Here is a 13053-nt window from a genome sequence, read left to right on the forward strand (position 1 = left end):
TTTGGTATGGGAATGCCGCTTGTGCGCGGCTTATCGGGATGGCAAAACCGCGCCGCCCTGCGGATCGAACAGATGGAATTTCTCCATGTCCAGCTGTACCGTGACTTGCTGTCCTGGCGCCAGGGCAAATGTGGGCGGCAGGCGCGCCGTCAATTCGCCTCCTTCGCACTGGAAGATGACGAGGGTTTCCGCGCCCAGCGGTTCGACCACCACGACGGTCGCGGCCAGGGCGGCGCTGGCGCTGCCGGCCGCTTCCAGGGTGATGTCTTCCGGGCGGATGCCGAATTCCACGGCGCGGCCATCGAGCTTGCCGCAGGCAGCCTGGCGCTCGAGCGGCAGGGTCAGGCGGGCCGCGCCCAGCACGATCTCTGCCTGGCCTGCGCCATTGCGCGCCACCTTGGCGCCGAGGAAGTTCATCGGCGGCGAGCCCGTGAAGCCCGCGACGAATTTCGACACGGGTTCGTTGTAGATCTGGTCCGGCGTGCCGACCTGCATGATGTTGCCGCCGGACAGTACGACAATGCGTTCGGCCAGGGTCATCGCTTCGACCTGGTCATGCGTGACGTAAATGGTGGTGGCGCCGATGCGCTGGTGCAGCTTCTTGATTTCCGTGCGCATTTCCGAGCGCAGCAGGGCGTCCAGGTTCGACAGCGGTTCGTCGAACAGGAACAGCTTGGCCTGGCGCACGATGGCGCGGCCCATGGCCACGCGTTGGCGCTGGCCGCCGGACAGGGCGCGCGGCTTGCGGTCGAGCAAGTGGTCGATTTTCAGGATGGTGGCGGCGGCGCGCACGCGCTGTTCGATTTCCGCCTTCGGGAACTTGCGCAGCTTCAAGCCGAAGCCCAGGTTGTCGAACACGGACTTGTGCGGATACAGCGCATAGTCCTGGAACACCATGGCGATGTCGCGCTCGCGCGGCGGCAAGTCGTTGACGACCTGTCCCTCGATGGAGATGGTGCCGCCCGTGATGGACTCGAGCCCCGCGACCATGCGCATCAGGGTGGATTTTCCACAACCCGAAGGGCCCACGAAGACGACGAATTCGCCTTGCTTGATTTCCAGGTCGATGCCATGAATGACTTCGACGCCGTTGTCGTACTTCTTGACGACCTTTTCCAGTTTTACACCTGACATGCTTGTCTCCAAAAGATGCGAATGACGCGTCTGAGCGCGCTACGTGCGTTGCAACAGAAATAGATTAGTAGGCACCCGTGTCGAGGGCTTTCGCCAGCGACGGTTTCAGGGCCGTGATAAAGGCATTGGCCTGGCGCATCATCATGCCCATGTCCGAGGCGATGGCCACATAGTCATAGCCGTAACTAATGAAAGTGTGCACCATTTCCGGCGAGGGGCCGACAATGCCGATGGGTTTGCCAATGGCGCGGGCGCGGCGGGCAGCGTCGGCAATCGCCGCCTGCACTTCCGGGTGGCCGATATTGCCGATATGGCCCATGGCTGCCGACAGGTCGCCGGGTCCCACGAACAGGGCGTCGACGCCATCGACGGCGGCGATCTCTTCCAGTTGCGCCAGGGCGGCCGGCGTTTCCAGCTGGATGATCGAGAAGACGGCGCCGTTGGCGCGGGTGGCGTAGTCGGGCACGGTGCCGTAGCGGCTGGCGCGGTGCATGGCGGCAAAACCGCGCGTGCCGGGAATAGCCTGGCCCGGCTGCGGATAGCGGGTGGCGGCCACGGCGCTGCGCGCTTCAGCGGCGTTTTCCACGAACGGGAACATCAGGGTTTGCGCGCCGATGTCGAGCGCGCGCTTGATTTGCACCAGGTCGTTCCAGGCCAGGCGCACGACGGGGCAGGCCGGCGTGCCGCCCACTGCCTGCAGGATCTGGTAGGCGTCCTGGTAGTCGATGGGCACGTGTTCCATGTCCAGCACCAGCCAGTCGAAGCCGGCGCAGCCCATGGCTTCGGCCGTCACGGGCGTGCCGGCCATCAGCCAGCTGCCCAGCGGTACTGCTTTGTCCGCCAGCAGGGCGCGGAAGCGGTTGTCCAGGATATCCATATTTACTTTGTGCTCTCTCTATATATATGTAGGGAAGACGGCGGCGTCAGAAGATTGGCGGCTCGGGCGTGGCGGCGTTGCCCAGCAAAAAGTCCAGGTCGCAGCCCTGGTCGGCCTGCGTCACGTGCTCCATGTACAGCTTGGTGTAGCCGCGCGCATATTTTTGCGCCGGCGCCTGCCATTCGGCGCGGCGGCGCGCCAGTTCCTCGTCCGTTACATCCATGCTCAGGCTGCGCGCGGCGATGTCCAGTTCGATCATGTCGCCGTTGCGCACCAGGGCCAGCGGGCCGCCGACGGCCGCTTCCGGCGTCACGTGCAATACGCAGGTACCGTAGTGGGTGCCGCTCATGCGCGCGTCGGAGATGCGCACCATGTCGCGGATGCCTTGCTGCAGCAGCTTTTTCGGCACGGGCAGATTGCCCCATTCCGGCATGCCGGGCGCGCCGATGGGGCCGCCATTGCGCAGGATCAGCACCGTGTTTTCATCGATGTCGAGGTCGGGCGCGTGGATCTGCGCCAGCATTTCCGCGTTCGAGTCGAACACGAGGGCGCGTCCGCGATGCTTGGCAAATTTCGGATTGGCGGCCGACGGCTTGATGACGGCGCCGCCAGGACACAGGTTGCCGCGCAGCACGGCCAGCGCCGCGCCGTCGGCCACCGGCTGCGACACCTTGCGGATGACGCTATCGTCCAGGCAGACGGCGTCGGCGATGTTCTCGCCCAGGCTGCGGCCCGTGACCGTCAAGGCCGTCAAGTCCAGCTGCGGCGCGATTTCCTTGAGCAGGGCCGGCATGCCGCCCGCATAGAAGAAATCTTCCATCAGCTTGTCGCCGGACGGGAACAGATTGGCGATGACCGGTACTTTTTGCGCCATCGCATCCATTTCATCGAGCGACAGGGCCAGGCCGGCGCGCCCGGCGATGGCGACCAGGTGGATGGCCGCATTGGTCGAGCCGCCGAGCGCCATGTAGGCGGCCACGCCGTTCGACAGCGCGGCGCGGGTGAAGAAGCGCGACGGCTTCAAGTCTTCCCACACCATGCCGACGATGCGCTCGCCGCATTGCGAGGCCATGCGTACGTGGTTGGCATCCATGGCGGGAATGCTGGTGGCGCCCGGCAAGGTAAAGCCCATCGCCTCGACGATGGACGTCATGGTCGAGGCCGTGCCCATGGTGTTGCAGGTGCCGGGCGAGCGCGTCATCTTCGCTTCGAGCTTGATCCACTCGGGCTTGGCGATGTCGCCGGCCACGTAGTCGTCCCAGAATTTCTTGGTGTGCGTGCCCGCGCCCACGCTCTGGCCGCGGTAGCGGTCGTTGAGCATGGGGCCGGCAGGGCAGAAGATGGCGGGGATGTCCATGCTGATGGCGCCCATCAGCATGCCGGGCGTCGTCTTGTCGCAACCGCCCAGCAGTACGGCGCCGTCGATCGGCAGCGAGCGCAGCAGTTCTTCCGTTTCCATGGCGAGGAAGTTGCGGTAGATCATGGTGGTGGGCTTGACCATCACTTCGCCCAAGGACAGGGCAGGTAGCTCGACGGGGAAACCGCCGGCCAGCAGGATACCGCGCTTGACGGCTTCGGCCCGTTCGCGCAGGTGCGAGTGGCACGGCGACAGGTCGCTCCAGGTATTGATGATGGCGATGACGGGGCGGTCGAGGAATTCCTCGCGGCGCAAGCCCATCTGCTGCAGGCGCTGGCGGTGGGCGAACGAGCGCATGTCGTCTGGGGCCAGCCAGCGCTGGCTGCGCAGGGATTCCAGCGTGCGGCGGGAAGTAGCGGAGCTCAATGTGTGTCCTTTTCGGTTGCCTGGCGCGCTGCGGATGGCGTTCCAGTGCTGCTGTCTCGGGTCTTGCTTGCCGCCTTTGTTAGCGCTAACATTGCAAGTACAGCGAAATATAATTTGAATCGCACGGGGCTGTCAACAGATTTAATGCAAGGGGCAGGCGCGCAGCCCTTACACTATCGGCATGATTTCATTGACGCCAATTTCCAAGGGGGAATTTCCGTGGCCCAGCTGATGAGTGGTAGCGCAGCGGCGTTACGCTGGCATCCCCGTGCGGCCGGCCATGGCATGATGCGTGGTGATTACCGATTTTTGAGAAGGCAGTACCCATGAACGACCCAGTACGCAAGCGGCGCGGCCTCGGCCGCAGCACCGTGTTCGATGTGGCCAAATTGGCACAGACCTCGGCCATTTCCGTGTCGCGCTATTTCAAGGAACCGGACCGCGTGTCGCAGGAAACGCGCGAGCGCATCAAGAGCGCCATCGACCAGCTCGGCTATATCCGCAACGAGGCGGCCGGCGGCCTGGCCTCGACCCAGGGCCGCATCGTGGGCGCCATCGTGCCCAGCGTGTCGAACTCCATCTTTGCGGAAACCATCCAGGGCTTGTCGACCACCTTGTCGCAGCACAATTACCAGTTGCTGCTGGCCACCCACGATTACTCGATCGAGACGGAAGAGAAGGTCGTGCGCGCGTTTCTCGGCTGGTCGCCGCGCGCGCTCGTGCTGACGGGCGCCGACCATAGCGCCGCCACGGAAACCTTGCTGGCGGGCTTGCAGATTCCCGTCATCGAAACGTGGGATATCCGCCCCGAGCGGCCGTATCCGCAGATCGGTTTTTCGCATATCGCCACGGGGCGCGACATGACCTTGTATTTGCACGGGCAAGGCTACCGGCGCATCGTCTACGTCGACAGCGGCATCGGCAGCGATTTCCGCGCGCGCAAGCGGGCCCAGGGGTATGAGGAAACCATGCGGCAGCTGGGTTTGCGTCCGGAAATTGTGCAAGCGTCGGTGACGGCGCCGCTCGATGCGGGCGGGCAAGTGTTCAGCGAGCAAATGGCGCGTGCCGAGCGTCCCGACGCCCTGTTTTTTGCCAACGACAACATGGCTGCCGGCGCCATCTATGAAGCGGCGCGCCTCGGTATCCGCATTCCCGAGCAATGCGCGGTGGCGGGCTTCGGCGACTTCCCGTTCTCGGAAAAGCTCATGCCGGCGCTGACGACGATACGCGTGCCCCGCTATGACATCGGCCGCTTGGCCGCGCAAGCGATCCTGCAGCGCCTGGGCGAAGTGGACGAGGGCGCCGCGCCACCGGCCTTGGCGCCGCTGCCTTACGAGCTGATCGCGCGTGCCAGCGCTTGAGATACCGTGCTTGCTACAGATATTGATGAATCGTATTTCTATCATCACAACATACAATTGGCTTGATATGCTGCGATGCGGCATCATGCACCTGTCTCCTCTACTTCCTCACAGGAATTAGATTCAGCCCGCTCCCGCAGCGGGCTTTTTTTTGCCTGTTTTCATGGTCTTATCGCTTAAGATAAGCTTGTTTAAACATAAACATGCAAGGAGACAAATTGATAATGCCTTTGTTTCGCGCCGCCGCCATGCTGGCGCTCGGTGCCTGTTCGGCGGAGAAGCACCCGTTTGGCCCAATTGCGTCCGGTCACGGTCGCAGCGCTGCCCGATATGGGGTGGCCGCCCGGCACGATGCTGTGCCCGATGGGAATTTATCAGAGCGAGCTGAGCGATTCGGCGCCGCATGCAGACCGCGTTAACGCATTCCTGAAGCAAAAGAAATTTCTGGGTGATGAAGGCCTTTGGTCGCTGATCGTCGTCACACCGATGTCAAGGGGACGCCGGTATCGAGCAATTGTTTTTCAAGCGAGGCGATTATGACGTGATCAATGATCCGCAACTCATCGCGCGCGATGCGGAAACAGTGCCAGCGGGGTTTGCGCCGCAGACTTGCGTGACCGTGGAGCAAGCCCGCGTGCTGGTGACACGTGAACAAAGATCACATCGGAAACTCATCATTTTTGGAACGAGCTAGGCCCGCTTGCGTCGCGGTTTTTGCCTGCACCATGCGTGAGCATGGTGCGCTACAGCACATTCGCCGCCACGGCCGAACTGTAGTTGCGCGCCAGCGCCGCGATGATGGCGGCCATCGCCTGCGGGTTGTCCGTGCCGCCGAAATGCGCGGCATACAGGCGCTTGGCCGCCTCGACTTGTGCATTCGTCAGTTTCACGGCATACGCCATGCGCACGGTTTCAGGATTGTTCAGCGTCATTTTTCACCTCGAAGACAGGATTTCGCTTGGCTCGCGTCACTTGTACGCGCAAAGGATTGCAACTACAATAATTGCATTTGCAATCGTATAGGCAATGTCTGCCTTGCGCAAGCATTGTTGCGACAGGAGCTTTCATGCATTCGTCCCCTTTATTTCCTCCCCCGCCATTGGACGCCGCGCGCGACGCCGCCCAAGCCTGCCTGGCCGCGCTGGCGGCACCGCCGGCGTTGCCGTTGCCGCAGGTGTCGCCGCGCCGCGCGCTGGGCGCCATGGCGGGCAGCTTGCAGACGGGCCCGGGCGCGGCGAATGCCATCCGCGTCGTGCGCGCGGAAGTGACGCAGCGGCCTGACGATGCCTGGAATGTGACGGCGTCCGCCAGTGCCTGGCCGCTGCGCTATGGCGCCGACAAACCGCTGCTGTATCTGTGCCGCCCCGCCTCGCTCCAGGCATTGAATGGCGTGCTGGTCGATGCGCGCGAGCGTGGCATCGTCTGCAGCGATGCGGAAACGCAATCTTCTCGCTGGCCGAAAGGCGTGCAGCCCGCGCTGCCCGCCTGGCTCGCCACGCAGCACAATTGCACGCCGTTCGACCCGGCTACGGGCGAGGAAGTGCGCGCCATCCTGCGCTCGGCACTGGAAACGTTGTACCTGGAACAGCAGACAGGCTATTACTACCTGGCCATACATGACGAAGAGGCGGACGAAGGTGCGGACGAAGATGCGCTGGCGATGCCCTTGTCGGACGCCGATGCAGCAGCGGCCAGCCTCGGCATGTACCGCGTGTCGCCGCCGGGGCCGGCGCCATGCCGGGTGCGTCTGTGCGGAGCGGGAACGATGCTGGCCGTCGTTGCCGATGCGGCCCGCTTGCTGAAGGACGACTGGGATATCGCCGCGCAAGTGTGGAGTTGCCCCAGCTACACGCGCCTGGCGCGCGATGCGCAGGCGGCGGAGCAGTGGAACCTGCGTCATCCGCGCGCCATCCCGAGACTGGCCCATGTGCGGCGCTGCCTCGATGACAGTGCCGCGCCCGTCATCGCCGTCACCGGCTATGGGCAGCACATCGCGGGCCAGATCGGCGGCTACGTGCGTGGGCGTTTCATCGCCGTCGGCGCTGACGCCATGATGGAGGTCAGCGCGCCATGGCTGGCCGTCACGGCCTTGAAAGCCCTGGCCGACGACGGCGCGCTGCCCCTGCAGTTCGTCGATTACGCGCTGCGGCGCTACGCCTTGCTCTGAGCTGCGTTGCGTGCCGCCTCGGCGGCGCGCGCGAGGGCGGCGCTGAAGTCCTGCTGCTCGCCGCCGTCAAATTGCGTCAGGAACAGGTCGGCCACCGTGGCCTGGTAGACGGCCCACATCTTCTTGCGCAAGACCTTGCCATCTTCCGTGATGGAAACGAAGGCGGCGCGCCCGTCTTCCATCGAGCGTGTGCGCGTCACCAGCCGGTCCGTTTCCAGCTTGTCCACCAGACGCGTCAGGTTGTAGCGCTCGATGGCCAGAGCGTCGGCCAGTTCATGCATGCGGCGCGAACCGTCCTGTCCGCTTTCGAGTCCCCACAGCACGTCATACCACGCATACACGGGCAGGCCGGCGGCGGCGAGGCGGCGCTCGATTTCCCGGATCATCAAACGGTGCGTGCGCACGAACGAGAACCACAGGTCGGGCACAGTGGCCAGGCCAATTTCAGGCGCAATTTCAGACATAGTATTCCTCCAGATCGATCACAGTTGCAAATGCAATTATAGCGCTATACAATGGCCGCCGTAACGATTGCAAATGCAATGATTGCATCAGCAATTATTCGCATATTGAATTTCCAACTCAGGAGACTGCCATGACCACATCCCTTGCTGTGCCCGATATCGATCCGCAGGAAACCAAAGAATGGCTGGAGGCGATGCAGGCCGTCGTCGCGGTGGAAGGACGCCCGCGCGCCCATTATTTGCTTGACCAACTCGTCGATTCCGATTCCGCGCAGCACGGCGGCATGCATGGCCGCGTCACCACCGCGTATACCAACAGCATCGCCACCGAGCGCCAGGGTGGATATCCGGGCGACCTGGCCATCGAGCGCCGCCTGAATGCGTATATCCGCTGGAATGCGATGGTGATGGTCTTGCGCGCGGCCAGACACTCGAACGTGGGCGGCCATATCGCCACCTACCAGTCGGCGGCCGTGCTGTACGACGTGGGTTTCGACCACTTTTTCCGTGGCCGCACGGACCAGTTCGCCGGCGACCTGGTCTACATCCAGGGCCATTCCGCGCCCGGCATCTATGGCCGCGCCTATCTGGAAGGCCGCATCACGGAAGCGCAGCTGGACAATTACCGCCGCGAAGCGGGGCGCGAAGGCCTGTCCTCGTACCCGCATCCCCGGCTGATGCCCGACTTCTGGCAATTTCCCACCGTCTCCATGGGGCTGGGCCCGCTGACGGCCGCCTACCAGGCCCGTTTCATGCGCTACCTCGAGTACCGTGGCTTGAAGGAACACCAGGGCCGCAAGGTATGGGCCTTCCTCGGCGATGGCGAGATGGACCAGCCGGAATCCCTGGCCGCCATTTCCCTGGGCGGACGCGAGCGTCTCGATAACCTGATCTTTGTCGTCAACTGCAACTTGCAGCGCCTCGACGGTCCCGTGCGCGGCAACAGCAAGGTCATCCAGGAACTGGAGGGCACGTTCCGTGCGGCGGGCTGGCATGTGATCAAGGTCATCTGGGGCAGCGGCTGGGATGCCTTGCTGGCGCGCGATACGAGCGGCTTGTTGCGCCAGCGCATGATGGAATGCGTGGACGGCGATTACCAGACCTTCAAGTCGCAGAATGGCGCCTACGTGCGCGAGCATTTCTTTGGCAAGTATCCGGAACTGCTGGCGCTGGTGGCGCACATGTCGGACGATGACATCTGGAAGCTGACGCGCGGCGGCCACGACCCGGAAAAAGTGCACGCCGCGTATGCCGAGGCCATGCGCACGCCGGGCCGTCCCACCGTGATCCTGGCCAAGACCGTCAAGGGCTTCGGCATGGGCGAGGCGGGCGAAGGGCAGAACATCAACCATCAGCTGAAAAAGATGAGCGCTGACGCCGTGCGCGCGTTTCGCGACCGCTTCGCGCTGCCCGTCAGCGATGCCCAGCTGGAAGAGATGCCGTATCTGAAACCGGCGCCGGACAGCGAGGAAGGCCGCTACTTCGCCGCGCGCCGGGCGCAGCTGGGCGGCTACATTCCCGCCCGCATCAGCAAGGTGGCGCCCTTGCCAATCCCGCCACTGTCCACGTTCGCCACCCAGCTCAAGGATAGTGGCGAGCGGGGCGCGTCCACCACCATGGCCTTCGTGCGCATCCTCGGCACTCTGCTGAAAGATCCCGCTTTGAGCAAGATCATCGTGCCCATCGTGCCGGACGAATCGCGCACGTTTGGCATGGAAGGCCTGTTCCGCCAGATCGGCATCCATTCCTACCTGGGCCAGCTGTACACGCCGCAGGATGCGGGCCAGCTCAGCTATTACAAGGAAGCCAAGGATGGGCAGATATTGCAGGAAGGGATCAACGAATCGGGCGCCATTTCTTCCTGGCTCGCCGCCGGCACGTCGTACAGCAACCATGGCCTGGCCACCATTCCGTTCTACATCTTCTATTCGATGTTCGGCTTGCAGCGTGTGGGCGACCTGGCGTGGGCGGCGGCCGATGCCCGCACGCGCGGCTTTTTGCTGGGCGCCACGTCGGGACGCACGACACTGATGGGGGAAGGCCTTCAGCACGACGATGGCCACAGCCACGTGCTGTCGTCCGTGATTCCCAACTGCATCTCGTACGACCCCACGTTCGCGTATGAGCTGGCCGTGATCATCCATGACGGCATGCGCCGCATGTTTGCCGAGCAAGAGGATATTTTCTATTACATCACCTTGCTCAACGAAAACTATCCGCACCCGGCCATGCCGGCAGGAGCAGAGGCGGGCATCTTGCAGGGCCTGTATCTGCTGCAGGAAAGCCCTGAAGCCCTCACGGCAACCACGCCGCGCGTGCAGCTGATGGGCAGCGGTTCCATCCTGCGCGAGGTGCTGGCCGCCAGCGTGCTGCTGCAGCAGGATTTCGGCGTCGCGGCCGACGTGTGGAGCGCCACCAGCCTGACGGAAGTGCGGCGCGACGGCCTGGCCGTTGAGCGCTGGAACATGCTGCACCCGGACAGCGAACCGCGCGTGCCGTATATCGCGCAATGCCTGGCTGGCCGGCAGGGCCCCGTGGTGGTCGCCACCGACTACATGAAAATCGTCGGCGACCAGGTGCGTCCCTTCGTGCACGACCGGCGCTTCGTCACCCTGGGCACGGATGGCTTCGGCCGCTCCGATACGCGCGAATCGCTGCGCACCTTCTTTGAAGTGGACCGCCATTTCATCGTGCTGGCCGCGCTGACGGCGCTGGCCGATGGGGGCCAGCTGCCGCGCAGCAAGATTGGCGTAGCCATCGCCAAATACGGCATCGACGTGGAAAAACTGGATCCCGCGTCCGTGTAACTTTTCGAGGAGTGATCATGAAACTGTATTACGCAACGGGAACGTGTTCTTTGTCGCCGCACATCGTGGCCATCGAGGCGGGCATCGCGCTGGAACTGGAACGTGTCGATATCCGGAAGATTCCGCGCGTCACGGAAACGGGCGCCGATTATGCGCGCATCAATCCGAATCTGTACGTGCCGGCGCTGGCGCTGGACGACGGTACGATCTTGCTGGAGGGCACGGCTATCGTGCAGTACCTGGCCGACCTGGCGCCTGCCAGCGGTCTGGCGCCGCCGGCAGGCACCATGGAGCGCGTGCAGCTGCAATCGTGGCTGGGTTTCATTGCCACCGAGCTGCACAAGGTGTTCAGCCCCTGGCTGTTCCATCCGGAATACGGCGCGCAGGCACAGGACGTGGCCCGCTCGCGCCTGGCTGCACGCCTCGATTATGTGGAGCGGCAACTGGCGGCCGGCGGGCCGTATCTGCTGGGAGAGCGCTATTCCATTGCGGATGCCTATCTGTACACCATCCTCGGCTGGTCTGCGCACACGAAGGTAGACTTGTCGGCCTTCCCGCAAGTGAGGCGTTTGATCGAGCGCGTCGGCGAGCGTCCCGCCGTGCGTCAGGCGTTGCGCGAGGAGGAGGGTAGATATTGATAAAACATATTTCTATCATCACAACATAGAATTGGATGAATATGCTGCGATGCGGCATCATGCACCTGTCTCCTCTACTTCCTCACAGGAATTAGATTCAGCCCGCTCCCGCAGCGGGCTTTTTTTTGCCTGTTTTTATGGCATAAAGCTGCGCACGCTTGCTTGCCATCATCGCCATCGTGTTGCTTTTGTGCATGCTAAACTGGGCCTTCCCCAGACCAAGGTTGTTCGATGCTTTCATTATTTCGCCATACGCTGGAGTCCACGCCGATCCTCGCCCTGTTTCTCGTCATCGGCGCCGGTTATGCGCTGGGGCGCATCAGCGTGTTCGGCTTTTCGCTGGGCGTGGGCGGTGTGCTGTTCGCGGGGCTGGCGCTGGGCGCCTTTGCTCCCGGTTCCGTGCCGCCGCCGATGGTCGGCTCCATCGGCTTGCTGCTGTTCCTGTATGGCATTGGCGTGCAGTACGGCGTGCAGTTTTTCGCCGGCTTGCGCGGCGCGGGGCAGAAACATAACCTGATCGCCTTCGTCGCCGTCATGGGCGGTCTGGCCGTGTCGATCTGGGGCGGACAGTGGATCGATATCTCGCTGCGCATGGCCAGCGGTGTGTTTGCCGGTGCCATGACCAGCACGGCTGCCTTGCAGGCGGCGCTGGAAGCGTCGCATGGCAATGGCGACGCGGCCGTCGGCTATGCCGTCGCGTATCCGTTCGGCGTCGTCGGCCCCATGCTGGGCCTGTACCTGGCCGGGCGCATCTTGAAACCCGTGCTGACGCCGCCGCCGGCGCCCATCGTCGTCTCCGAAATCACCATCGATGCAGCCAAACTGGCGGGCGCGGCCCTGTCCGAATTGGCCGATGGCCCGCTGGCTGGCGTGCAAGTGATCGGCGTGCGCCAGGGTCACCAGAACCGCTTGCCCGATCCTGGCCTCGTGCTTGGCGTGGGCGACGCGCTGATGGTGTCGGGCACGGTGGCGGGCGTGGAAGCGGCGCGCACGGCGCTGGGCCATTTGGACCCGGGTCGGCTGATGAAGGACCGCAGCGATTTCGACGGCACGGAAGTGTTCGTGTCAGACGCGGAAATCGTCGGCGTGCCCTTGGGCGAGCTGAACCTGGCAAAAGACTTTCCCCTGCAGATCGCGTTCATCCGCCGCGGCGACGCCATGATTTTGCCGCACCCCTTCCTGACCCTGGAGTTTGGCGACAGGGTGATGGCCATTGCGCCGGCCAGACATGCGGCCGATGTGCGCAAGCTGTTCGGCAACTCCATCACGGCCACGGCCGAGTTCAGCTATGTGTCGCTGGGCATGGGCATGGTCTTGGGTGTGCTGCTGGGGCTGGTGCCGATTCCGTTGCCGTGGATAGGTTCGTTCAGCCTGGGCCTGGCCGGCGGTCCGCTGGTGATGGCGCTGATTTTGGGGCGCCTGGGCCGAGTCGGCAAGATCAGCTGGCGCCTGCCGCTGTCGGCCAACCTGGTGATGCGCAACTATGGCTTGACGATTTTCCTCGCTTCCGTCGGCATGGCCTCCGGCTTGCCCTTCGTGCAGCAAGTGGGCGCCGACGGCTTGCCCATGCTGGCGCTCGGTGCCGTGACGGTGCTGGTGGTGGTGGCGCTTGTCGTGATCCTTGGCAAGGTCTTCCTGCGCCTGCCATTCCCTGAACTGCTGGGCATCGCGGCCGGCGCCACCGGCAACCCGGCAGTGCTCGTGTTCGCCAACCGCCTGGCCAAGTCGGACCGGCCGAACCTCGGCTATGCGATGATTTTCCCCAGCATGACCATCGTCAAGATCGTGGCCGTGCAGGTGTTGCTGCACTTGTATGGCTGAT

12 protein-coding genes are annotated in these 13053 nt (G+C 63.7%); 6 read left to right on the forward strand and 6 right to left on the reverse strand.

Going from position 1 to position 13053, the window contains the following annotated elements; translation table 11 throughout:
- Window positions 1-30: 30 nt before the first annotated feature.
- The 3 genes from SKZ59_RS07685 to araD form a co-directional block, all read right to left on the reverse strand.
- On the reverse strand, window positions 31-1134 hold the full coding sequence (locus tag SKZ59_RS07685) for an ABC transporter ATP-binding protein (protein ID WP_034755241.1): 1104 nt from the start codon (window positions 1132-1134) through the stop codon (window positions 31-33).
- A gap of 64 nt (window positions 1135-1198) precedes the next feature.
- Window positions 1199-2011: an HpcH/HpaI aldolase family protein gene (locus tag SKZ59_RS07690; protein WP_072453254.1), complete on the reverse strand. Its 813-nt coding sequence runs from the start codon at window positions 2009-2011 to the stop codon at window positions 1199-1201.
- 46 nt (window positions 2012-2057) lie between these two features.
- A complete protein-coding gene (araD, locus tag SKZ59_RS07695) occupies window positions 2058-3725 on the reverse strand; it encodes an L-arabinonate dehydratase (protein ID WP_413774547.1) in 1668 nt (555 codons plus the stop codon).
- Between the two features lie 395 nt (window positions 3726-4120).
- Here araD and SKZ59_RS07700 point away from each other — a divergent pair, with 395 nt between their 5' ends.
- Entirely contained in the window at window positions 4121-5155 is a 1035-nt protein-coding gene (locus tag SKZ59_RS07700; RefSeq protein ID WP_070304909.1) for a LacI family DNA-binding transcriptional regulator, read from the forward strand.
- 288 nt (window positions 5156-5443) lie between these two features.
- A complete protein-coding gene (locus SKZ59_RS07705) occupies window positions 5444-5695 on the forward strand; it encodes a hypothetical protein (RefSeq protein WP_319991294.1) in 252 nt (83 codons plus the stop codon).
- Window positions 5696-5898: 203 nt separating this feature from the next.
- Here the strand turns inward: SKZ59_RS07705 and SKZ59_RS07710 are convergent, their stop codons facing one another.
- The gene (locus SKZ59_RS07710) at window positions 5899-6087 is read right to left on the reverse strand and encodes a hypothetical protein (protein WP_046684175.1); all 189 of its coding nucleotides are present in this window, start codon (window positions 6085-6087) and stop codon (window positions 5899-5901) included.
- Window positions 6088-6221: 134 nt separating this feature from the next.
- On the opposite strand from SKZ59_RS07710, the gene SKZ59_RS07715 reads away from it, so the two are divergent.
- Complete coding sequence (locus tag SKZ59_RS07715) at window positions 6222-7322, forward strand: transketolase-like TK C-terminal-containing protein (RefSeq protein ID WP_319991295.1); 1101 nt, start codon at window positions 6222-6224, stop codon at window positions 7320-7322.
- Here SKZ59_RS07715 and SKZ59_RS07720 read toward each other — a convergent pair.
- Window positions 7307-7786 carry a MarR family winged helix-turn-helix transcriptional regulator gene (locus SKZ59_RS07720; RefSeq protein ID WP_319991296.1) on the reverse strand — a complete coding sequence of 160 codons (480 nt, stop codon included), beginning with the start codon at window positions 7784-7786 and terminating at the stop codon, window positions 7307-7309. The two genes, SKZ59_RS07715 and SKZ59_RS07720, sit on opposite strands and share 16 nt — an antisense overlap.
- Window positions 7787-7917: 131 nt before the next feature.
- Between SKZ59_RS07720 and aceE the strand changes: the two genes are divergently transcribed.
- Together aceE and gstA are read left to right on the forward strand one after the other, a co-directional pair.
- Window positions 7918-10593, forward strand: a complete 2676-nt coding sequence (gene aceE, locus SKZ59_RS07725) for a pyruvate dehydrogenase (acetyl-transferring), homodimeric type (RefSeq protein ID WP_319991297.1) — start codon at window positions 7918-7920, stop codon at window positions 10591-10593.
- A 17-nt stretch (window positions 10594-10610) separates the two neighbouring features.
- Window positions 10611-11231 carry a glutathione transferase GstA gene (gstA, locus tag SKZ59_RS07730; RefSeq protein ID WP_319991298.1) on the forward strand — a complete coding sequence of 207 codons (621 nt, stop codon included), beginning with the start codon at window positions 10611-10613 and terminating at the stop codon, window positions 11229-11231.
- A gap of 97 nt (window positions 11232-11328) precedes the next feature.
- Here the strand turns inward: gstA and SKZ59_RS07735 are convergent, their stop codons facing one another.
- Window positions 11329-11472, reverse strand: a complete 144-nt coding sequence (locus SKZ59_RS07735) for a hypothetical protein (protein ID WP_161781515.1) — start codon at window positions 11470-11472, stop codon at window positions 11329-11331.
- Between SKZ59_RS07735 and SKZ59_RS07740 the strand changes: the two genes are divergently transcribed.
- Window positions 11463-13052, forward strand: a complete 1590-nt coding sequence (locus SKZ59_RS07740; protein ID WP_319991299.1) for an aspartate:alanine exchanger family transporter — start codon at window positions 11463-11465, stop codon at window positions 13050-13052. The two genes, SKZ59_RS07735 and SKZ59_RS07740, sit on opposite strands and share 10 nt — an antisense overlap.
- Window position 13053 lies beyond the last annotated feature (1 nt).

The sequence above is a fragment of the Janthinobacterium sp. GMG2 genome (genome assembly GCF_033949445.1).
In the GTDB taxonomy this organism is placed as follows: Bacteria; Pseudomonadota; Gammaproteobacteria; order Burkholderiales; family Burkholderiaceae_D; genus Janthinobacterium; species Janthinobacterium aestuarii.

Coding starts and splice junctions, on each gene's coding strand:
- SKZ59_RS07685 (WP_034755241.1), bottom strand. CDS start 1,134: ATGTCAGGTGTAAAACTGGAAAAGGTCGTCAAGAAGTACGACAACGGC.
- SKZ59_RS07690 (WP_072453254.1), bottom strand. CDS start 2,011: ATGGATATCCTGGACAACCGCTTCCGCGCCCTGCTGGCGGACAAAGCA.
- araD (WP_413774547.1), bottom strand. CDS start 3,725: ATGCGCTCGTTCGCCCACCGCCAGCGCCTGCAGCAGATGGGCTTGCGC.
- SKZ59_RS07700 (WP_070304909.1), top strand. CDS start 4,121: ATGAACGACCCAGTACGCAAGCGGCGCGGCCTCGGCCGCAGCACCGTG.
- SKZ59_RS07710 (WP_046684175.1), bottom strand. CDS start 6,087: ATGACGCTGAACAATCCTGAAACCGTGCGCATGGCGTATGCCGTGAAA.
- SKZ59_RS07715 (WP_319991295.1), top strand. CDS start 6,222: ATGCATTCGTCCCCTTTATTTCCTCCCCCGCCATTGGACGCCGCGCGC.
- SKZ59_RS07720 (WP_319991296.1), bottom strand. CDS start 7,786: ATGTCTGAAATTGCGCCTGAAATTGGCCTGGCCACTGTGCCCGACCTG.
- aceE (WP_319991297.1), top strand. CDS start 7,918: ATGACCACATCCCTTGCTGTGCCCGATATCGATCCGCAGGAAACCAAA.
- gstA (WP_319991298.1), top strand. CDS start 10,611: ATGAAACTGTATTACGCAACGGGAACGTGTTCTTTGTCGCCGCACATC.
- SKZ59_RS07740 (WP_319991299.1), top strand. CDS start 11,463: ATGCTTTCATTATTTCGCCATACGCTGGAGTCCACGCCGATCCTCGCC.
- SKZ59_RS07735 (WP_161781515.1), bottom strand. CDS start 11,472: ATGAAAGCATCGAACAACCTTGGTCTGGGGAAGGCCCAGTTTAGCATG.